Source organism: Microbacterium sp. NPDC055442 (assembly GCF_053644215.1).
Genome location: NZ_JBSHLF010000002.1, coordinates 1 through 18,522, shown reverse-complemented (window position 1 = coordinate 18,522; position 18,522 = coordinate 1). Strand labels below are relative to the sequence as shown.

Here is an 18,522-nt window from a genome sequence, read left to right as displayed (position 1 = left end):
GCTCCCGAAGAGTGCCGCGAACGCGACCGGCCCATGACGACAAGCCGATCCGCACCCGCACGTGGTTGTCGATGTCGCCGGCCGGGAGTACCGTCGGCGCATGGCTGAGATCCGGATCGAACCGGCCACCCGATTCGACGACGTCGAGCACGCCCTCACGGGCGGCGGCGACGGCCCGGGGTGCCAGTGTCAATGGTGGACGCTCACCGCATCGGAGTGGAACCGCACGCCGGTCCCCCAGCGTGAAGCCCTCTTCCGCGACGAGATCGCGGCGACGCCCGCTCCCGGGCTCATCGCCTATGTCGACGGCGACCCCGCAGGGTGGGTGCGCGTCGGCCCGCGCACGGCACAGCAGCGCCTTGCCCGCACGCGCAACTTCGCCAAGACGAGCGAAGAGCCGTGGGACGACCCGACGGTCTGGGCGATCACGTGCTTCGTCGTCCGCAAAGAGCACCGCCGATCAGGGCTCACCGCGGCGCTGCTCGATGCGGCGGTCGCGTTCGCCCGCGACAACGGCGCCCGTGTCGTCGAGGGCTACCCCATCGATCCCGACGCGGGCCGGCGTCGCACATCGAACGAGCTGTTCCACGGCGTCGTGTCGACCTTCCGCGCGGCGGGGTTTCGCGAGGTCGCACGACCGCGTCCCGATCTGGCCGTCGTGGCTCTCGACCTCGGCAGCTGAGCGCCCGCTCGCGTGCGACGATGGTGACGCCGCCGCACACCGTCGAGGAGGACCATGCCACGGCTCTGGATCGGGTTCATCCCCTACATCGTGCTCTCGATCGTGCACGTCACCGCCCTCGCGTTCGGTTCCGACGCGATCGCCGCGCCCACCAAGCTCACGCTCATGCCGCTCCTCGCGATCGCGGTGCTGCTCGGATCGCGCGGTCGCCCGTGGACAGGAGCGACGACACTCCTCCTCGTCGCGATCGGGCTCTCCTGGCTCGGTGACGGCGCCGGCACGTTCTTCCCGTGGGCCCCGACCGTACCGCTCATGCTGCTGTGGTTCGGCCTCGCGCACGTCTGCTACATTGTGCTCTTCGTCCGCACCCTCGCGCGGCGTCGCCTGCCGCTGTGGTCGGCGGTCTTCGCGCTGTGGTGGGTCGCCCTCCTCCTCATCCTCGCGCCGCACCTTGACGCACTGCTCATCCCCGTCGCGCTCTACGGCCTCGTCCTGGGCGGCACCGCCGCCGCGGCTTCGCGCTGCCACCCGCTCATCGCGTGGGGAGGTGTGTTCTTCCTGGCATCCGATTCGATCCTCGCGTTCCGTCTGTTCGTGCCCGATGCGATGCCCGACTGGACGAGCCCCCTCGTCATGCTCACCTACACGCTCGGACAGGGGCTCATCGCCGCCGGCGCCCTCGTCAGCCTGCGAACCCGCGCCCGCGCGGCGCAGCCGATCTCATGACGGATGCCGCCGCTCGCGTCGACGCATGGCTGTGGGCCGTGCGCGTCTACAAGACGCGCACTCTCGCGACGCAGGCGTGCCGCGCCGGCCACGTGCGGGTCAACGGCGAGCGCGCGAAGGCCGCGCAGCAGGTGCGCCCCGGCGACGAGGTGCGCGTGCGGATCTCGGGCTTCGACCGTCATCTCGTCGTGCGGAAGACCATCACCAAGCGCGTCGGTGCGGCCGTCGTCGCCGAGTCCGTCGAGGACCGAACGCCGCCTCGCGAGAACATCCCCGTCGTGGCGCAGCGCGACCGCGGAGCCGGACGCCCGACGAAGCGCGAACGACGCGAGATCGAGAAGTTCCGCGGACGCTGACTACAGCTCGAGCAGCCAGCGAGCACCTGTCACGCGCGTCGCCCCGGCCGCACTCGCGCGACTGGCGAGTCCCCGATCGCTCGTCACGACCGAGACGTGGCCACGCTCCGCCGCGAGGCGCTGGACCGCCGCGACGATCGCGTCGTCGCCCGATCCGTCCGCGCGCACGACCTCGACGCCCTCGACATCCGCCACGCCGCGTGCGGCGCCCTCGACGACGACCACCCAGTCGGGGAACCACACGTCTTCGGCGAGATCGAGCTCCCTCGCGGCGACGCCGACGCGTGCGTGCGCGGCGACCCGCTCGAGGAGACGCTCGTTCGCTCCGGCGCGGTCGCGCCACCAGCCGTCCGGCACGGAGCCGACGACGTTGGCCGCGTCGACCACGACGACGGGGCGGACATCCAGCAGCCCGCGCATTCTCTCCCACGACGCGGCGAAGCCCGGATGCAGAGGACGATCGGCGACCTCGTCGACGGGCACCCACTCCAGCGCGCGGCTTTCCGGGTCGGTGATGACCGCTTCGAACGGGTCGACCACATCGGCGACGACGGTCGTATAGCTCCAGTAGCCGAGGTCGAAGACGCTCAGCACGCGCGGGCGGGTCGTGCCATCGGGGACGCCCGCTTCTTCCTGAGCCTCGCGCACGGCGCCGGTCATCGCCGCTTCACCCTCGTGCAGCGCACCGCCGGGCAGCGCCCACGTGTCGCCGTGATGGCTCCACGCGACCCGGTGCTGCAGCAGCACACCGCGCTGCGGGTCCAGCGCGAGCAGCCCCGCGGCGCCGAAGCGCCCCCAGTACCGCTCCCCCGTCGGCGCGACGACCCACGCGTCGCCCGGATCGCGCGGCCCGAGCGGGCGACGTGGCTCGTCGGCGGCGGGAGGAACGAGAATCACCGCTGGCGACGCTCCCGGACACGCATGTTGATGACGATGGGCGTGCCCTCGAAGCCGTACAGCTCGCGCAGGCGGCGCTGGATGAACCGGCGGTATCCCGGGTCCAGGAAGCCCGTCGTGAACAGCACGAACGTCGGCGGACGCGTCGACGCCTGCGTCCCGAACAGGATGCGGGGCTGCTTGCCGCCGCGAACGGGGTGCGGGTGCTCCGCGATGAGTTCGGAGAGGAAGGCGTTGAACTTGCCCGTCGCGATGCGCTGATCCCACGAGTTCAGCGCCGTTTCCAGCGCCGGCACGAGCTTGTCGAGGTGACGACCCGTGCGCGCCGAGATGTTGACGCGCGGCGCCCACGCCACGTGAGCGAGATCCTGTTCGATCTCACGCTCGAGGTAGCGGCGACGGTCGATGTCCTCCATGTCGTCGTCGTTGAGGCGGTCCCACTTGTTGAACGCCAGCACGAGGGCGCGTCCCGATTCGAGCACGAGGTCGATGATCCGCACATCCTGCTCGCTGAGCGCCTGCGAGACATCCAGCACGACGACGGCGACCTCGGCCTTCTCGAGCGCCGCCGATGTGCGCAGCGACGCATAGAAGTCGGCGCCCTGCTGCAGATGCACACGACGACGGATGCCGGCGGTGTCCACGAACCGCCACATTCTGCCGCCGAGCTCGACGATCTCGTCGACGGGGTCGCGCGTCGTGCCTGCCAGTTCGTTGACGACGACGCGCTCTTCGCCTGCCGCCTTGTTCAGCAGGGAGGACTTGCCGACATTCGGCCGGCCCAGGATCGCGACCCGGCGGGGCCCGCCGATCTCGTGCTTCGCGACGGCCGAGACATCGGGCAGCACCTTGACGACCGCGTCGAGGAGGTCGGCGACGCCACGTCCGTGGATCGCCGAGACGGGGTGCGGTTCGCCGAGGCCCAGGTTCCACAGCGCGGCGGCTTCGGGCTCCTGCCGTGCGTCGTCGACCTTGTTCGCGACGAGGAAGATCGGCTTGCCGCTCTTGCGCAGCAGCTTCACGACGTGCTCGTCGGTCGACGTCGCACCGACCATGGCGTCGACGACGAAGAGCACGACGTCGGACAGGTCGATCGCGACCTCGGCCTGCGCCGCGACCGAACGGTCGATGCCGCGCGCGTCGGGCTCCCAGCCGCCGGTGTCCACGAGCGAGAAGCGACGCTCGAGCCACTCCGCCTTGTACGTGACGCGGTCACGCGTCACGCCCGGCGTGTCTTCGACGACGGCCTCGCGGCGGCCGAGGATGCGGTTCACGAGCGCCGACTTGCCGACGTTCGGGCGACCGACGATCGCCACGACGGGAAGGGCGGGGAAGAACTCGATGCCGTCGATCCCCGACTGCAACCCCTCGAGCAGAGCGGCGTCGTCCTCGTCGAGGTCGTAGTCGGCCAGGCCCGCGCGCAGCGCTTCGGCTCGCTGCTCGGCGAGTTGCTCGTCCATGTCGGCGAGCGTCTCGGCCAGTTGGTCCGGCCCCGCCTCGTACTCGTCTTCAGCTGCCACGGGTTTCTCCTGCCTTGTTCGCGAGCGTCGCGTGCACGACATCGAGCACGGCGCGCACGGTCTCATCGAAGTTAAGTCGCGTCGAGTCCACCACGGTCACCCCGGGTGCCGCTGTGAGGAAGTCGACGACGGACGAGTCGGACGCGTCCCGGCGGTGCAGGGCGGTCGCGACAGCGGCGGCATCCTGCGTCGTCACTTCGGCGCTGCGCCGCGCGGCGCGCACCTCGGGAGCAGCCGTCAGCAGGATGCGCACGGGCGCGTCGGGGGCGACGACGGTCGTGATGTCACGGCCCTCGACGAAGACGCCGGGCCGGTCGGCAGCGGCCAGCAGCGTGCGGAACATGGCGTTGATCGCCTCACGCACGGCGGGGACCCGCGCCACCCCGCTCACCGCGTCTGAGACGGCGGGCTCGCGGATGGCTCCGGTCACGTCGGTCTGGCCGACCCGCACGGCGTAGGCGTCGGGGTCGAGCGAGATCTCGAACTCGAAGTCGGTCGACACGTCGAGCACGGCGGCCGAGTCGGCCGTGTCGATCCCCCGCGACAGGGCGTGCCACGCGAGGGCGCGATACGCGGCACCGGTGTCGAGGTAGCCGTAACCGAGCGAGCGTGCCGCCTGCTTGGACACGCTGGATTTGCCGCTGCCGGCGGGTCCGTCGATCGCGACGATGACGGTCCCGGTCCCGGTTTCGGTCCCTGAGCTTGTCGAAGGGTCAGTCATTCGAGATACTCGCAATCTTCCAGCCGCGGGATTCCAGGCCGTCCACGGCGCGGCCGACGGCACTGGGCTCGACGCTGATCTCGGCGAGACCGAACTGCGCGCCGGGTGAGTGCTCCAGGCGCAGATCCTCGACGTTGACGTCGAGGTCGCCCAGTTCACCGAAGAGTCTGCCGAGCTGTCCGGCGGTGTCGTCGACCATGACGACCACCTGCTCGAAGCGCCGGTTCTGTCCGTGCTTGCCGGGAAGCCGTTCGACGCCCTCGTTGCCCCGGCGGATCGTGTCCGCGACGGCGCGGCGCGCGCCCGGTGCATCCGGTGCGCGCAGCGCGTCGGCGACCGACGACAGGTCTGCCGCGAGCGCATCGAGCACGTCGACGACGGGCGCCGCGTTGGCGCCGAGGATCTGCACCCACAGCTCGGGAGCGGATGCCGCGATCCGGGTCGAGTCGCGCACGCCCTGCCCGGCCAGCTGCAGCGCCCCTTCGGGAACACCGATGAACCGACCCGCGAGCAGGCTCGCGACCAGCTGCGGCACGTGCGAGACGAGAGCGACCGAGCGGTCGTGCTCGTCGGGCGACATCTCGATCGGCATGGCGCGCAGGTCTAGCGCAAGGCCCTCGACGAGGGCGAGATGCGCCGACGAGGTCTCTTCGTCGCGGCACACGACCCAGGGGCGTCCGATGAAGATGTCGGCGCGCGCCGAGATCGCTCCACCACGCTCTCGTCCGGCGAGCGGGTGCGAGCCGATGTAGCGGGTGAGGTCGACGCCCCGCGCGCGCAGCTGGTGCAACGGCTCGAGCTTGACGCTCGCGACGTCGGTGACGACCGCGCGCGGGTGCGCCGCGAGCTCGCGTTCGATGACGTCGGCGGTCACGTCGGGCGGAACGGCCACGACGACGAGCGTCGGATCGTCGTCATCGCGCGCCGCGCGGCCCGCCCCGTAGTCGACGGCGAGCCGCAGCTGCGAGGGCGACGTGTCGTCGAGGGCGACATCGACGCCGAGCGCACTCAGCGCGTGCCCGATGCTCGCACCGAGCAGGCCCGCACCCACGATGCGGACGGTGCCGTGCACGCGCGGTGCGAGCGGTACGGCACGCCCGGATGCGGCGCTGGAATCGCTCACTCGGTCTCCTGGTCCCCTGCGGGGTCCTCCCCGTCCGGCGGGGCGGCCTGTCGCGACAGCGTCAGCAATTCGCCCCGTTCCACCTTAGTCAACTCGCGGGCCTTCCCCACGGGCAGGGTGCCGAGATGCAGGGGGCCGAACTGCCGTCGCACGAGCTCTTCGACGGGGTGGCCGACGGCGTCCATCATGCGACGGACGATGCGGTTGCGCCCGGAGTGCAGAGTCAGTTCGACGAGGGATGCCTCGCGCCCGGCATCGAGCAGGCGCGCCTTGTCCGCGGCGATCGGTCCGTCCTCGAGCTCGATGCCCTTCGTGAGCACCGCGACGGTCTGGGGCGTCACGCGCCCCGTGACCTTGGCGATGTACACCTTCGTCACCCCGAACGAGGGGTGCGCCAGCACGTGGGCGAGGTCGCCGTCGTTCGTGAGCACGAGCAGACCGCTCGTGTCGGCGTCGAGGCGTCCGACGTTGTAGAGCCGCTCGGGCCATTCCTCGGCGTAGCGGCGCAGATCAGCGCGGCCGCGGTCATCGCGCATCGAGCTCACGACGCCAGTGGGCTTGTTGAGCATGACGTAGCGCTTGGACTGGTCGAGCTGCACCGCTGTCCCGTCGACGTCGACGAGGTCGCTCTCGGGGTCGATGCGGCTGCCGAGCTCGGTCACGACCGTGCCGTTGACGCGCACCCGGCCCTCGACGATGAGCTGCTCCGACACGCGGCGCGACGCGACGCCCGCATTGGCGAGCACCTTCTGCAGGCGGATGCCCTCGCCACCGGTCCCTGAGCTTTCCGAAGGGGTCGTCATCGTACATTCTCCATATCGAATCCGTCGGCGCCGTCATCGAGCAGCGGCGAGATCGGCGGCAGCTCGTCGAGCGAGTTGATGCCGAGGTTGACCAGCAGGGCATCCGTCGTGCCGTAGTTGATGGCGCCCGTCTCGGCGTCGGTGAACAGTTCGGTGATGAGGCCGCGGGCCACGAGCGTGCGCACGACCGAGTCGACGTTGACGGCTCGGATCGAGGCGACCTGCGAGCGGGTCACCGGCTGCTTGTACGCGATGACGGCGAGGGTCTCGAGCGCGGCCTGCGACAGCCGCGACGGCGTCTGTCCGCCGACGAACTCGGCGACGAGGTCGTCGTGCTCGGCGCGGACGTAGAGCCGCCACCCACCGCCCACTTCGCGCAGCTCGAAGCCGCGGCGGGGGCCACCGGACAGTCCGTCGTAGTCGGCCACGAGCGACTCGATCGCCTGCCGCACGGCGGGGATCGGCGCGGACACGGCGGTTGCGAGGTTCACGAGGCTCTGCGGCTCGTCGACGATCAGCAGGATCGCCTCCAGCCGCCGCGCGACGGATGTGTCAATTGTCATAGTCGGCTCCCAGGCTCGCGAGATTCTCATCGGACCAGCGCTCCGCGGTCCAGCGCAGGGTCAGCTCGCCGAGGGGTTCGAGCTGCTCGAACGACAGTGCGGCGTGACGATACAGCTCCAGCACCGAGAGGAACCGCGCCACGACCACGCCCTGCTGAGCGACACCGGCGATGAGTTCACGGAAGGTCAGGGCTCCCGCGTCGCGCAGCAGCGTCACGACGACGGCTGCCTGTTCCCGGATGCTGATGAGCGGGGCGTGCAGGTGATCGAGGCCGACGTGCGGAATCTCCTTCGGCGTCATCGCCAGGATCGCCAGCGCCGCGAAGTCCTGCGGCGTGAGGCTCCACACGAGCTCGGGCACGGCCGTGCGGTACTTCTCGTCGAGCGGCACGGCGCGCACGTGACGCCGATCTTCGGCGTTGAGACCCGCCGCGAACCACGTCGAGACCTGTTTGAACGCGCGGTACTGCAGCAGCCGGGCGAACAGCAGGTCGCGCGCTTCGAGGAGAGCGACCGACTCGGCGTCGACGAGCTCGCCCTGGGGCAGGAGTCCCGCGACCTTCATGTCGAGCAGGGTCGCCGCGACGACGAGGAACTCCGAAGCCTCTTCGAGTTCCTCATCGGGACCGAGGTCGCGAAGGTAGGAGAGGAATTCCGACGTCACCTGCGACAGCGCGACCTCGGTGATGTCGAGCTCATGCTTGGACAGCAGTGTCAGCAGCAGGTCGAACGGTCCGTCGAAGACTCCCAGCGACACCCGGAACCTGTCGGCACCCGGGCCCTCAGCCTCGGTCCCTGAGCTCGTCGAACGGCCGTCAGGCGACGGCGCCACGGGCGACCAGCTCCCGCGCGAGGCGCAGGTAGGCCTGCGCGGCCGCGTGCTCGGGCGCGAACTCGGTGATGGGCATCCCCGATACCGAGGCGTCGGGGAACTTGACGGTGCGGCCGATCACGGTCTCGAGCACGTCGTCGCCGAACGCGTCGACGACCCGCTCGAGCACTTCACGCGAATGCAGCGTGCGCGGGTCGTACATCGTCGCGAGCACACCGTCGAGCTCGATCGTGGGATTGAGCCGATCGCGCACTTTGTCGATCGTCTCGATGAGCAGGGCGACTCCGCGCAGCGCGAAGAACTCGCACTCGAGCGGGATGACGACGCCGTGGCTCGCGGTGAGCGCGTTGACCGTCAGCAGACCGAGCGACGGCTGGCAGTCGACGAGGATCACGTCATAGTCGCCCGCGACCTTGCGCAGGACGCGGGCGAGGATCGTCTCACGCGCGACCTCGTTGACGAGGTGCACTTCGGCCGCCGACAGGTCGATGTTCGCGGGGACGACGTCGAGTCCCTCGACCCGGGTCTGCACGATCACGTCGTACGGGTCGCGCTTGGTGTCCAGAAGCAGGTCGTAGACGGTCGGGATGTCGTGGGTCTGGATGCCGAGCCCCGCCGACAGCGCACCCTGCGGGTCGAAGTCGACCGCGAGGACCTTGCGCCCGTAGTAGGCCAGCGCGGCGGCCAGATTGATGGTCGTCGTGGTCTTGCCGACGCCGCCCTTCTGGTTGCACAGCGAGATGATGCGCGCGGGCCCGTGGCTGTCGAGCTTCGGAGGTGTCGCGAAGCCCTGATAGGGACGACCGGTCGGCCCGACCGGGATGTCGCCCTCAGACGCCTGCTTCGCGCCGCGCGTTCTGCCCGCCACCGACTCTCCTGTCTTCGCGTTGCCGTGCACCGATTCTCGCACACGGGTGCCCGCGAACCTCAGCGCGCACGCGGGTGCGACGTGACGTAGACATCGCGCAGGGTGTCGACCGAGACATGGGTGTAGATCTGCGTCGTCGCAACCGACGCGTGCCCGAGCAGCTCCTGCACGACGCGCACGTCGGCGCCGCCCTGCAGCAGATGCGTCGCGAACGAATGGCGCAGCGTGTGGGGTGACACATGAGCGGTGAGACTCGCCCGCTGGGCGGCATCCCGGATCACGAGCCACGCGCTCTGTCGCGACAGCGGCGCACCGCGCGTCCCGAGGAACAGTCGCGGCGACGCGATGCCCCTCCGCGCCAGTTCCGGCCGCACCCGGGTGAGGTACGCATCGACGGCGGCACGCGCGTACGACCCGATCGGCACGATCCGCTCCTTGTCGCCCTTCCCCCGCACGCGCAGCACATCACCGTGCGCGAGGTCGTCGACGTCGAGCTGCACGATCTCGGACACGCGGGCACCGGTCGCGTAGAGCAGTTCGAGCAGAGCGCGGTCCCGGATCCCCCGCAGGTCGCCGGGCGCGGCGTCCGACGGCGCGGGACCCGCGGCATCCAACAGCTGCTCGACCTGCTCGATCGTGAGCGCCTTCGGCAGCCGACGCGCCTGCTTGGGCGGCCGCAGGCGCTGCGTCGGGTCGTCCAGCCCGATCCCTTCCCGCACCAGAAAACGATGCAAGCCGCGAACCGACGATTGCAGACGAGCGAGGCTGGATGCCGCAGGTGCGGGATCCGCCGACGCTCGGGCCGCCGCGAACGACGCGACGAGCTCGGCCGTCACCTCGCCGGAATCGGTGACGCCCTGCCCGCGGAGCCATTCCACGTACACGGCGAGGTCACGCCCGTAGGCGGCCACGGTGTGATCGGAGAGTCCGCGCTCGATCGCGGTATGACGCAGGAACGCATCGACGGCCCGCTCGAGCTGCATGTCACCCCTCGGCGGATGCGCCGGCGCGCAGCCGTTCGGCTGCCGCGAACACCCCCACCGCGAGGATCCCGTTGCGCATCCGGCCCGCGAGGACACCCGCGATCACGTCGTCGAGCGGCATCCACGCGACGCGGATGTCGGCCTCTTCGGCTTCGCGCGCATGCGCCGTCTCGACGGAGGAGAGCCCACGTGCGAGGAAGACATGCACGACCTCGTCGTTTCCGCCGGGCGTCGTGAAGACGCTCACGAGGGGCTCCCACTGCGCGGCGCGCAGGTCGGCTTCCTCGGCGAGCTCGCGGACCGCCGTCTCGACGGGCGCCTCGCCGACGACGTCGAGCAGGCCGGCGGGGATCTCCCAATCGCGCCGTCTGATGGGATGCCGGTACTGCTGCACGAGCAGGACCCGGCCGTCGTCGTCGAGGGCGACGACGGCCGCGGCCCCCGGATGGTCCACGTACTGCCGCACGATCTCGCCGCCGCCGTAGCGGACGGTGTCGCTGCGGACATTCCACACGTGCCCCTCGTAGACGAGCTCGCTGTCCACGACGAGGTGGTCGACGGGCTCGTCCGCCAGGGGCGCGGGATCAGCCATTGTCGACGTCGAAGAGCTCGCTGGAGCGATGCCGCTCGAGCGCGGCGCCGATCAACCCGCGGAACAGCGGGTGCGCGTTCGTCGGGCGCGAGCGCAGTTCGGGGTGCGCCTGCGTCGCGATGTAGTACGGGTGCACGTCGCGCGGCAACTCGACGAATTCGACGAGGTCCAGGTCGGGGTTGATCCCGGAGAAGACCAGGCCCGCGTCGGAGATCTGGTCGCGGTAGCGGTTGTTGACCTCGTAGCGGTGTCGGTGCCGCTCCTCGACGCGCAGCGATCCGTACACCTCGGCGGCGATGGATCCCTCCGCCAGATCGGCGGGATACAGGCCGAGACGCATCGTGCCGCCCAGGTCACCGCCGGCGAGGATGTCGATCTGCTCCTCCATCGTGGCGATCACGGGGTGCGACGTGTCGGGGTCGAACTCGCTCGACGATGCGTCCTCGATGCCGGCGACATGGCGGGCGTACTCGATCACCATGCACTGCAGGCCCAGGCAGATGCCGAGGGTCGGGATGCCCTGTTCCCGGGCGAATTTCAGCGCGCCCAGCTTGCCGTCGATGCCGCGGATGCCGAAGCCGCCCGGGACGATGATGCCGTCGAGCTCCCCCAGCGCCTTCTCGGCCCCTTCGGGTGTCTCGCACTCGTCCGAGGGGATCCAGCGGATGGTGACGTGGGTCTCCTGTGCGAAACCTCCCGCCTTGAGTGCTTCGGTGACCGAGAGGTATGCGTCGGGCAGGTCGATGTACTTGCCGACGAGCCCGATCGTGACCTCGTGCTTGGGGTTGTGCACGGCCGAGAGCACGCGACTCCAGCGCGACCAGTCGACCTCGGCCGCCTTCGTGAGGCCGAGCGAGCGGACGATGTAGTCGTCGAGGCCCTGCTCGTTGAGCATCGAGGGGATGTCGTAGATGCTCGGCACGTCGACGGCATTGACGACCGCGCTCTCGTCGACGTCGCACATGAGCGCGATCTTGCGCTTGTTCGACTCGGTGACGGGGCGATCGCTGCGCAGCACGAGCGCGTCGGGCTGGATGCCGATCGAGCGGAGCGCGGCGACGGAGTGCTGCGTGGGCTTGGTCTTCTGCTCGCCCGAGGCGCCCATGAACGGCACGAGCGAGACGTGCACGAAGAAGACGTTGCCGCGGCCGAGCTCGTGGCGGATCTGGCGTGCCGACTCGATGAACGGCTGCGACTCGATGTCGCCGACCGTGCCGCCGATCTCGGTGATGATGACGTCGGGACGCGGATCCTCGGTCGCCTGCAGGCGCATGCGCCGCTTGATCTCGTCGGTGATGTGCGGAATGACCTGCACCGTGTCGCCGAGGTATTCGCCGCGGCGTTCGCGCGCGATCACACGGGAGTAGATCTGCCCCGTCGTGACATTGGCGGCCTCGCTCAGCTCGATGTCGAGGAACCGTTCGTAGTGGCCGATGTCGAGATCGGTCTCGGCGCCGTCGTCGGTCACGAAGACCTCGCCGTGCTGGAACGGGTTCATCGTGCCGGGGTCGACGTTGAGGTACGGGTCGAGCTTCTGCATCACCACGCGCAGCCCGCGCGCCGTCAGCAGATTGCCCAGACTCGCCGCCGTGAGGCCCTTCCCCAACGAGGAGACGACACCCCCGGTCACGAAGATGTGCTTGGTGGTGTCGTCGGTGGATCCCGCGGAAATCGTTCCGGAATCAGAAGTCTGCATCACGGGCTTCAATCCTATCAGTCGGTCTCGGCGCCGAGGTCGAGCAGTTCTCGAGCGTGGGACAACGCGGCATCCGAATCGGGCATCCCCGACAGCAGTCTCGCCATCTCGGCCTCGCGCTCCGCACCCTGAAGTCGGCGCACATCCGACGCCGTCACGGATCCGTCGCTCGCCTTGACGACCGAGAGGTGGTTCGAGGCGAAGGCGGCGACCTGCGCGAGGTGGGTGACGGCGATGACCTGCGACGTGCGTGCCAGTCGCGCCAGGCGCCGCCCCACCTCGATCGCGGCCGCGCCTCCGATTCCGGCGTCGACTTCGTCGAAGACGAACGTCGGAACGGGATCGGTGCCGGCGATGACGACTTCGATCGCGAGCATGACGCGGCTCAGCTCTCCGCCGGATGCCCCTTTGGAGACGGGTCGCAGCGTCGCTCCCGGATGGGCAGCGAGGAGGATCACGACGTCGTCGCGGCCGAACGCGGTCTCATGGCCCGCAGTGACGGAGACTTCGACGCGCGCGTCGGGCATGGCGAGCTCTCGCAGCTCGGCCGTCACGACGTCGCCGAGGGCCGCTGCGGCGATCTCACGAGCCGCCGTGAGAGCCGCGGCGGCGGTGTCCAGAGCGGATGCCGCGTCGTCACGCTCGTCGCTCAGTCGCTCGATGCGGTCGTCGTCGTCATCGAGCTCCGCCAGGCGCGCCGATCCGCTCTCCCGCAGCTCGATCGCGCGCTCGAGCGACCCGTGGACGCGGATGAGCGCGCCGAGCACGGAGCGACGTTCTTCGACGGCGGCGAGTTCATGCGGACCCGCATCATCGATGTCGGCGAGGTACCCGGACAGCGACATGGCGAGATCTTCGATGCGGTAGCCGAGATCGGCGACCTGGGCTGCGAGCTCTTCCAGCGCGGGATCGTGCGCGCGCTCGAGAGCACGGCGCGCCTCGGCCACGAGCGCGGTCGCGTCAGGCTGTTCGCCGTCGCCCGAGAGGGCGGCGCGCGCCGTCGCGGCAGCCAGGCGCAGCTCTTCGGCGTTCCCGAGCCGCTCCGCCCGCACGGTCAGCTCCGCGTCCTCTCCCGGCGACGGGTCCGCCTGCTCGATCTCGGCGAGCTGCGCCCTCAGCTCGTCGGCTTCGCGGGCGCGGGTATCGCGCTCGGCGCGAAGCGTCGTCAGCTCGCGATCGGCGGTGCGCCAGCGCTCGTATGCCGCCGCGTAGTCGTGCAGGGCGGACCGGACCGGCTCCCCGCCGAAGCGGTCGAGTGCATCTCGCTGCGCGGCCGCCGAGGTCAGTCGCAGCTGGTCGGACTGCCCGTGCAGCACGACGAGGTGCTCGGCGAGGTCCGCGAGCACACCGGCGGGAGCAACGCGGCCGCCGACGGACGCCCGCCCCCGGCCTTCGCTCGAGATCGACCGCCCGACGTAGAGCTCGGCACGCCCGTCGCCGAGTGCGTCGAGATCGCCTCCCGCGTCGCGGACGCGCTGCGCGACCGGACCCGTGTCGGGCACGATCCACACACCGTCGACCGCCGCCTGGGCAGCCCCGGCCCGCACCGCGCCCGAGTCGGCGCGCTGCCCCAGCAACAGGCCGAGACCGGTCACGACCATCGTCTTTCCGGCTCCGGTCTCACCGGTGATCGCGGTGAAGCCGGGGCCGATGGGCAGCGTCGCCTCGGCGATCACACCGAGATCGCGAAGGCGCATCTCCTCGATCACGGCGCGGCGTCCGCTCCGCCGGTCTCGCTCGTGATCGCGGCGGGCCCTCGCCACCCGGCGACCGGAAGCCGGAACTTGCGCACGAGCCGATCGGTGAAGGCGGCGGGATGCAGCCGCGCCAGGCGGACCGGACGCGGTGATCGGCGCACGACGACGCGCGCACCGGGCGGCAGGTCATGCGAACGGCGGCCGTCGCACCACAGGATGCCGACGCCGTTCGTGCGTTCGAGCACCTCGATCGCGACGGCGTGCTCGGGCCCGACGACGAGCGGCTTGGCGAACAACGCATGCGCCGAGAGCGGGACGACCGAGATCGCCTCGACGGTGGGCCAGATGACGGGCCCCCCGGCCGAGAAGTTGTACGCCGTCGAGCCGGTCGGGGTCGACACGACCACACCGTCGCAGCCGAAGGAGGACAGAGGACGCCCGTCGATCTCGATGACGACTTCGAGCATGCGCTCACGGCTCGCCTTCTCGACCGTGGCTTCGTTGAGCGCCCACGTCTCGTAGATGATGCTGTCGTGGGCGTCTTTGACGCGCACCTGCAATGCGAGACGCTCTTCGACCCGGTAGTCGCGCTCGACGACGCGGCGCACGGCATCGTCGAGTTCGTCCCTCTCGATCTCGGCGAGGAAGCCGACGTGGCCCATGTTGATCCCGAGCACGGGCGCCGTGCTCTCGCGCACGAGCTCGGCGGCACGCAGGATCGTGCCGTCGCCGCCGAGCACGATCGCGAGCTCGATGTCATCGACCGGAACATCGATCCCGAGCCGCGCGATGCCGTGGAACGAGTCGAGCACGTCGCCGAGCTCGGCGGCATCCTCCGGCACGAGGACAGGCCGCGCGCCGGCGTCCTGCAGCGCGCGGATCACCCGATCAGCGGCATCCACCGTGTCGTCTCGTCGCGCGTGCGCGACGACGAGGATGCTGCGCTGCGGCTGTGTCATGGGCTCCCCGCCAGTCGGTTCACGGTGCTCGACCATTCTGACGGATCGTCCCCTCGGCCCGGGGCCAGATGCACGACATACTCGCTGTTGCCGTGCGTGCCGACGATGGGTGAGGGGATGAGGCCGAGCACGCCGAAGCCCTCATCCCATGCGTGCCAGAGAACGCGCGAGACCGCGTCGGCGCGCAGGACGGGGTTCGTCACGAGCCCGCCCTTGACCGACGTCCTGCCGACCTCGAACTGCGGCTTGATGAGCAGGACGACGTCGGCATCGGGCGCGACGACCCCCCGGACGGCAGGCAGCACGTGCGCGAGCGAGATGAACGCGAGATCGCCCGTCACGAGGGACGGCGCGGCGGTGATGCCGCTCACGGCGGCGAGCGATTGCGCCGTCATGTGCCGCACGTTGAAGCCTTCGACGGACACGACGGCGGGATCGTCCGCGATGGATGCCGCGAGCTGGTCGTGCCCCACATCGACGGCGATGACGGGGTGGGCGCCGCGCTCACGCAGCACCTGTGTGAACCCTCCCGTGGAAGCGCCCATGTCCAGCGCGACGCGTCCTGAGACGACGATCGAGAAGGCGTCGAGGCCGGCGATGAGCTTGTGGGCCGCGCGGCTGACGTAACGGTCTGCGCCCTCGACGACGAGCGCGGAGTCCTCGTCGACGGGGGTCGACGGCTTCACGACGGGCCGCCCGTCGACCGTCACAAGGCCGCCCGAGATGAGCGTCGCGGCATGCGTGCGCGATCGGGCGAGTCCGCGCGCGGCCAGGGCAGCGTCGAGGCGGACTGTCACGGGCGTCCGTGGCCGGTGACGTCGGTGTCGAGCCGTCGCGAGAGGGAATCATGCAGCGACGCGTATGCCGCGGCCCGTGACGCGAGTGGCTGGGCCTCGATCACCTCGAGGCTCGACAGCAGGTCGCTCGCGTCTTCGATCGCCGCAGACTCTTCCATGTCGACAGGATACGTCCCCCCGCCGACGCGCCGGGGTGTCACGGCCGGTGGAACGGATCCGCGTAGAGCGCTTCGGGCACGCGGAACCCGAAGATCGCGCGGCCGGTGTCCCAGATCGCCTTCGCTCCCGCGCGCAGCAGGTCGAGCGGGTCGTCCCCCTCCGAGAGGATGCGCACGTCGGGGCCGTCGATGCGGACGCTCGCACCGCGTACCGTCACGACACCGTCGCGGACGCGGGCGACGGGATACGGCTCATGCAGATCACGCAGGTCGCGCAGCAGATACGTGGGCTGCGAGCCGGCGGGCGCGGCGAGCACGTGCTTGGGGCGGTCGATGCCGGTCAGCACGAGTGCCGAGGGGATGCCCGCGCGATTGGCACCGAGGATGTCGGTATCGAGGCGGTCGCCGAGGAACAGCGGATGCTGCGCGCCGAACCGGGCGACGGCCTCGTCGAAGATCGGGACTTCGGGCTTTCCCGCGACCGTCGCCAGACGGCCGACGGCGGTGTGCACGGCGGACACGAGGGTCCCGTTCCCGGGTGCCACACCGCGAGCCTGCGGAATGGTCCAGTCGGTATTGGTGGCGATCCACGGGATGCCCCCCTCCGCCTCGGGCAGCTTCAGCGCGAAAGCGGCTTCGGCCAGCTGAGTCCAGCCCACCTCCGGGGCGAAGCCCTGCACGACGGCGGCCGGATCGTCCTCGGCGCTGCGGGTCACGACGAAGCCGGCCTTCTCGACCTCGACGACGAGCCCCTCTCCCCCGACGACGAGCACCGTCGCGCCGGCGGGAATCGTGGTCGCGAGCAGTCGCATCGCCGCCTGCGGGCTGGTCACCACCTCATCGGGCTCGGTGCGCAGCCCGAGGTCGGTGAGATGCCGTGCGACGCTGATGTCGGTACGCGAGGCATTGTTGGTGATGTACGCCAGGCGCCGTCCCTCGCGCGCGCGGGTCAAGCTGTCGATGGCGTGCGGAATCGGGCCTGGACCGGCGTAGACGACGCCGTCGAGGTCCGCGAGGATCACGTCGACGCCGTCGAGCGGTGTCTGTGCGCGGTCGCGGCGGAAGAGCGCCATCAGGCGTCGTCCTCCTCGTCGATCCCCGCTTCCGCAGGAATCTCGGCGACCTCACCATCGATCGACCCGGCGCCGGCCGTGGCGGTGCTGGCGACGTCGACGTCGACGGGCGCGAGAGCGACGGACATCGCGGGTTCGTCGTCCGAGGCGTCGTCCGACTCGAAGATCTCCTCGACGATCACGGTCTCCAGATCCCCCGCTCCGCTGGCGGCGTCCAGCGCGTCCGCGGCCACGACGGCCCGTCGCTGCCATTGCGCGGCCTCATCGTCGCGCCCGAGCTCTTCGAGTACCGCCGCGCGCGCAGCGAACAGCGCCGGGCTCCACTCGAATGCCCGATCGGGATCGAGTTCGGGGATGTCGAGCTCGAGGAGTGCCCGCTCGGGCTCACCGAGATCGAGTCGCGCACCCGACATCGCGATCGCCAGTTCCACCCGCACCGGCGCGGGCAGCGCCGTGCGTTCGACGGCACGGCCGGCCTCGAGCGCGCGGTCGGGACGCCCGACACCGCGTTCGCTGTCGACGAGAAGAGCGATCTGGTCGTCGCTTCCCGAGATGCGCCGGTACGTGCGCAGCTCGCGAAGAGCCAGTGCATAGTCGCCGGTGGCGTATGCCGTGATCGCGAGCGTCTCGCGCACGACGGCGATGCGCCCGGCTCGGCGCGATGCGGACAGCGCGTGCTCATGCGCGAGCGCGGGGTCATCGTCGATCAGCTTCGCCGCCATCGCGAGATGGCGCGCCACGCCTTCGGCGTTCTCCTTGCTCAGTGTCTTGAGCTCGTTGCGTGCACTCGGGTGCAGGTCCTGCGGCGTGATGTCATCGGGGATCGCGGGGTCGTCGTGTCGCGGCCGGACCGCGCGGATCTCTTCGGGACGCGTCGCCCGGTCGGGCCGTCCTGCCCCGCCTCGCGTCGGACGGCCGGACGCGTCACGGGTTCCCTCACGCTTCTGGTAGGGCTTGCGATCGCCGTCGCGCGCAGTGAAGGGTTTGCGGTCACCGTCACGCTTCGCGTACGGCTTGCGGTCACCATCACGCTTTTCGTACGGCTTACGCTGGCCATCGCGCTGTTCGTACGGCTTACGATCACCATCGCGGCCCACGTACGGCTTCCGCTCGCCATCGCGCTTCTCATACGGCTTACGCTCACCGTCGCGGGGGACAAAGGGCTTCCGCTCTCCGTCGCGCTTCGCGTACGGCTTGCGCTCGCCATCGCGCTTCTCGTACGGCTTCCGCGCGCCGGCGGAGCGATCGCCCCGCGACGCCTGTCGAGAGCGGTCGTTGCGGTCGTGCTTCGGCTCGCGCTCGGAAGCGCCGTCGCGCTGCTCCTGGTCTGCCATTCGTCGCTCCTTCAGCGTGCGGGTTCGAAAAATCACCCCTGAAACGCGAAAGGGCCACCCAGCATTGGGTGGCCCTTTCTCGAAAGAAGTCCGGCGGTGTCCTACTCTCCCACAGGGTCCCCCCTGCAGTACCATCGGCGCT

The 18,522-nt window shown here is 70.3% G+C and carries 20 protein-coding genes; 3 read left to right on the top strand and 17 right to left on the bottom strand.

Translation table 11 applies throughout. The annotated features are described in order from the left end of the window. The first annotated feature begins 100 nt into the window (after positions 1 to 100). The 3 genes from ACWIBS_RS04555 to ACWIBS_RS04545 are packed head-to-tail and all read left to right on the top strand — an operon-like array spanning position 101 to position 1,764. Positions 101 to 682 carry a GNAT family N-acetyltransferase gene (locus ACWIBS_RS04555; RefSeq protein WP_376128138.1) on the top strand — a complete coding sequence of 194 codons (582 nt, stop codon included), beginning with the start codon at positions 101 to 103 and terminating at the stop codon, positions 680 to 682. 54 nt (positions 683 to 736) lie between these two features. Beyond that, positions 737 to 1,408: a lysoplasmalogenase family protein gene (locus ACWIBS_RS04550; RefSeq protein WP_376128140.1), complete on the top strand. Its 672-nt coding sequence runs from the start codon at positions 737 to 739 to the stop codon at positions 1,406 to 1,408. Further along, entirely contained in the window at positions 1,405 to 1,764 is a 360-nt protein-coding gene (locus ACWIBS_RS04545; RefSeq protein WP_376128142.1) for an RNA-binding S4 domain-containing protein, read from the top strand. The genes ACWIBS_RS04550 and ACWIBS_RS04545 overlap by 4 nt, the downstream gene beginning before the upstream one ends. Here the strand turns inward: ACWIBS_RS04545 and ACWIBS_RS04540 are convergent, their stop codons facing one another. The 17 genes from ACWIBS_RS04540 to ACWIBS_RS04460 are packed head-to-tail and all read right to left on the bottom strand — an operon-like array spanning position 1,765 to position 18,380. Beyond that, positions 1,765 to 2,661, bottom strand: a complete 897-nt coding sequence (locus ACWIBS_RS04540) for an NUDIX domain-containing protein (RefSeq protein ID WP_376128144.1) — start codon at positions 2,659 to 2,661, stop codon at positions 1,765 to 1,767. Then, positions 2,658 to 4,121 carry a ribosome biogenesis GTPase Der gene (gene der / locus ACWIBS_RS04535; protein WP_376128223.1) on the bottom strand — a complete coding sequence of 488 codons (1,464 nt, stop codon included), beginning with the start codon at positions 4,119 to 4,121 and terminating at the stop codon, positions 2,658 to 2,660. The genes ACWIBS_RS04540 and der overlap by 4 nt, the downstream gene beginning before the upstream one ends. A 49-nt stretch (positions 4,122 to 4,170) precedes the next feature. Further along, the gene (gene cmk / locus ACWIBS_RS04530) at positions 4,171 to 4,902 is read right to left on the bottom strand and encodes a (d)CMP kinase (RefSeq protein ID WP_376128146.1); all 732 of its coding nucleotides are present in this window, start codon (positions 4,900 to 4,902) and stop codon (positions 4,171 to 4,173) included. Beyond that, positions 4,895 to 6,025 carry a prephenate dehydrogenase gene (locus tag ACWIBS_RS04525; protein WP_376128148.1) on the bottom strand — a complete coding sequence of 377 codons (1,131 nt, stop codon included), beginning with the start codon at positions 6,023 to 6,025 and terminating at the stop codon, positions 4,895 to 4,897. Before ACWIBS_RS04525 ends, cmk begins: the two co-directional genes overlap by 8 nt. Continuing rightward, the gene (locus ACWIBS_RS04520) at positions 6,022 to 6,828 is read right to left on the bottom strand and encodes a pseudouridine synthase (RefSeq protein WP_376128150.1); all 807 of its coding nucleotides are present in this window, start codon (positions 6,826 to 6,828) and stop codon (positions 6,022 to 6,024) included. The genes ACWIBS_RS04525 and ACWIBS_RS04520 overlap by 4 nt, the downstream gene beginning before the upstream one ends. Beyond that, positions 6,825 to 7,391, bottom strand: coding sequence for an SMC-Scp complex subunit ScpB (gene scpB, locus ACWIBS_RS04515; protein ID WP_376128152.1), 567 nt, complete (start codon positions 7,389 to 7,391; stop codon positions 6,825 to 6,827). Before scpB ends, ACWIBS_RS04520 begins: the two co-directional genes overlap by 4 nt. Beyond that, on the bottom strand, positions 7,381 to 8,223 hold the full coding sequence (locus ACWIBS_RS04510) for a segregation and condensation protein A (RefSeq protein ID WP_376128154.1): 843 nt from the start codon (positions 8,221 to 8,223) through the stop codon (positions 7,381 to 7,383). Before ACWIBS_RS04510 ends, scpB begins: the two co-directional genes overlap by 11 nt. Beyond that, a complete protein-coding gene (locus ACWIBS_RS04505; protein WP_376128156.1) occupies positions 8,207 to 9,091 on the bottom strand; it encodes a ParA family protein in 885 nt (294 codons plus the stop codon). The genes ACWIBS_RS04510 and ACWIBS_RS04505 overlap by 17 nt, the downstream gene beginning before the upstream one ends. 59 nt (positions 9,092 to 9,150) lie before the next feature. Beyond that, positions 9,151 to 10,074 (bottom strand): site-specific tyrosine recombinase XerD, encoded by a 924-nt coding sequence (gene xerD / locus ACWIBS_RS04500; RefSeq protein WP_376128158.1) that lies wholly within the window; start codon positions 10,072 to 10,074, stop codon positions 9,151 to 9,153. A gap of 1 nt (position 10,075) precedes the next feature. Then, a complete protein-coding gene (locus ACWIBS_RS04495) occupies positions 10,076 to 10,666 on the bottom strand; it encodes an NUDIX domain-containing protein (protein ID WP_376128160.1) in 591 nt (196 codons plus the stop codon). Next, positions 10,659 to 12,362 carry a CTP synthase gene (locus ACWIBS_RS04490; RefSeq protein ID WP_376128225.1) on the bottom strand — a complete coding sequence of 568 codons (1,704 nt, stop codon included), beginning with the start codon at positions 12,360 to 12,362 and terminating at the stop codon, positions 10,659 to 10,661. The genes ACWIBS_RS04495 and ACWIBS_RS04490 overlap by 8 nt, the downstream gene beginning before the upstream one ends. 17 nt (positions 12,363 to 12,379) lie before the next feature. Continuing rightward, the gene (gene recN / locus ACWIBS_RS04485) at positions 12,380 to 14,071 is read right to left on the bottom strand and encodes a DNA repair protein RecN (protein ID WP_376128162.1); all 1,692 of its coding nucleotides are present in this window, start codon (positions 14,069 to 14,071) and stop codon (positions 12,380 to 12,382) included. Continuing rightward, complete coding sequence (locus ACWIBS_RS04480; RefSeq protein ID WP_376128164.1) at positions 14,068 to 15,018, bottom strand: NAD kinase; 951 nt, start codon at positions 15,016 to 15,018, stop codon at positions 14,068 to 14,070. The genes recN and ACWIBS_RS04480 overlap by 4 nt, the downstream gene beginning before the upstream one ends. Then, positions 15,015 to 15,815, bottom strand: a complete 801-nt coding sequence (locus tag ACWIBS_RS04475) for a TlyA family RNA methyltransferase (RefSeq protein ID WP_376128166.1) — start codon at positions 15,813 to 15,815, stop codon at positions 15,015 to 15,017. The genes ACWIBS_RS04480 and ACWIBS_RS04475 overlap by 4 nt, the downstream gene beginning before the upstream one ends. Beyond that, positions 15,812 to 15,973 carry a hypothetical protein gene (locus ACWIBS_RS04470; RefSeq protein ID WP_376128168.1) on the bottom strand — a complete coding sequence of 54 codons (162 nt, stop codon included), beginning with the start codon at positions 15,971 to 15,973 and terminating at the stop codon, positions 15,812 to 15,814. The genes ACWIBS_RS04475 and ACWIBS_RS04470 overlap by 4 nt, the downstream gene beginning before the upstream one ends. A gap of 38 nt (positions 15,974 to 16,011) precedes the next feature. Then, complete coding sequence (locus ACWIBS_RS04465; RefSeq protein ID WP_376128169.1) at positions 16,012 to 17,046, bottom strand: HAD-IIA family hydrolase; 1,035 nt, start codon at positions 17,044 to 17,046, stop codon at positions 16,012 to 16,014. Next, positions 17,046 to 18,380, bottom strand: a complete 1,335-nt coding sequence (locus tag ACWIBS_RS04460; protein WP_376128171.1) for a primosomal protein — start codon at positions 18,378 to 18,380, stop codon at positions 17,046 to 17,048. Before ACWIBS_RS04460 ends, ACWIBS_RS04465 begins: the two co-directional genes overlap by 1 nt. Between the last annotated feature and the right edge of the window lie 142 nt (positions 18,381 to 18,522).

Excerpts from the sequence above, each read along its gene's own strand:
- ACWIBS_RS04555 (WP_376128138.1), top strand. The coding sequence starts at position 101 with ATGGCTGAGATCCGGATCGAACCGGCCACCCGATTCGACGACGTCGAG.
- ACWIBS_RS04550 (WP_376128140.1), top strand. The coding sequence starts at position 737 with ATGCCACGGCTCTGGATCGGGTTCATCCCCTACATCGTGCTCTCGATC.
- ACWIBS_RS04545 (WP_376128142.1), top strand. The coding sequence starts at position 1,405 with ATGACGGATGCCGCCGCTCGCGTCGACGCATGGCTGTGGGCCGTGCGC.
- der (WP_376128223.1), bottom strand. The coding sequence starts at position 4,121 with ATGGACGAGCAACTCGCCGAGCAGCGAGCCGAAGCGCTGCGCGCGGGC.
- cmk (WP_376128146.1), bottom strand. The coding sequence starts at position 4,902 with ATGACTGACCCTTCGACAAGCTCAGGGACCGAAACCGGGACCGGGACC.
- ACWIBS_RS04520 (WP_376128150.1), bottom strand. The coding sequence starts at position 6,828 with ATGACGACCCCTTCGGAAAGCTCAGGGACCGGTGGCGAGGGCATCCGC.
- scpB (WP_376128152.1), bottom strand. The coding sequence starts at position 7,391 with ATGACAATTGACACATCCGTCGCGCGGCGGCTGGAGGCGATCCTGCTG.
- xerD (WP_376128158.1), bottom strand. The coding sequence starts at position 10,074 with ATGCAGCTCGAGCGGGCCGTCGATGCGTTCCTGCGTCATACCGCGATC.
- ACWIBS_RS04495 (WP_376128160.1), bottom strand. The coding sequence starts at position 10,666 with ATGGCTGATCCCGCGCCCCTGGCGGACGAGCCCGTCGACCACCTCGTC.
- ACWIBS_RS04490 (WP_376128225.1), bottom strand. The coding sequence starts at position 12,362 with ATGCAGACTTCTGATTCCGGAACGATTTCCGCGGGATCCACCGACGAC.
- ACWIBS_RS04480 (WP_376128164.1), bottom strand. The coding sequence starts at position 15,018 with ATGACACAGCCGCAGCGCAGCATCCTCGTCGTCGCGCACGCGCGACGA.
- ACWIBS_RS04470 (WP_376128168.1), bottom strand. The coding sequence starts at position 15,973 with ATGGAAGAGTCTGCGGCGATCGAAGACGCGAGCGACCTGCTGTCGAGC.
- ACWIBS_RS04465 (WP_376128169.1), bottom strand. The coding sequence starts at position 17,046 with ATGGCGCTCTTCCGCCGCGACCGCGCACAGACACCGCTCGACGGCGTC.
- ACWIBS_RS04460 (WP_376128171.1), bottom strand. The coding sequence starts at position 18,380 with ATGGCAGACCAGGAGCAGCGCGACGGCGCTTCCGAGCGCGAGCCGAAG.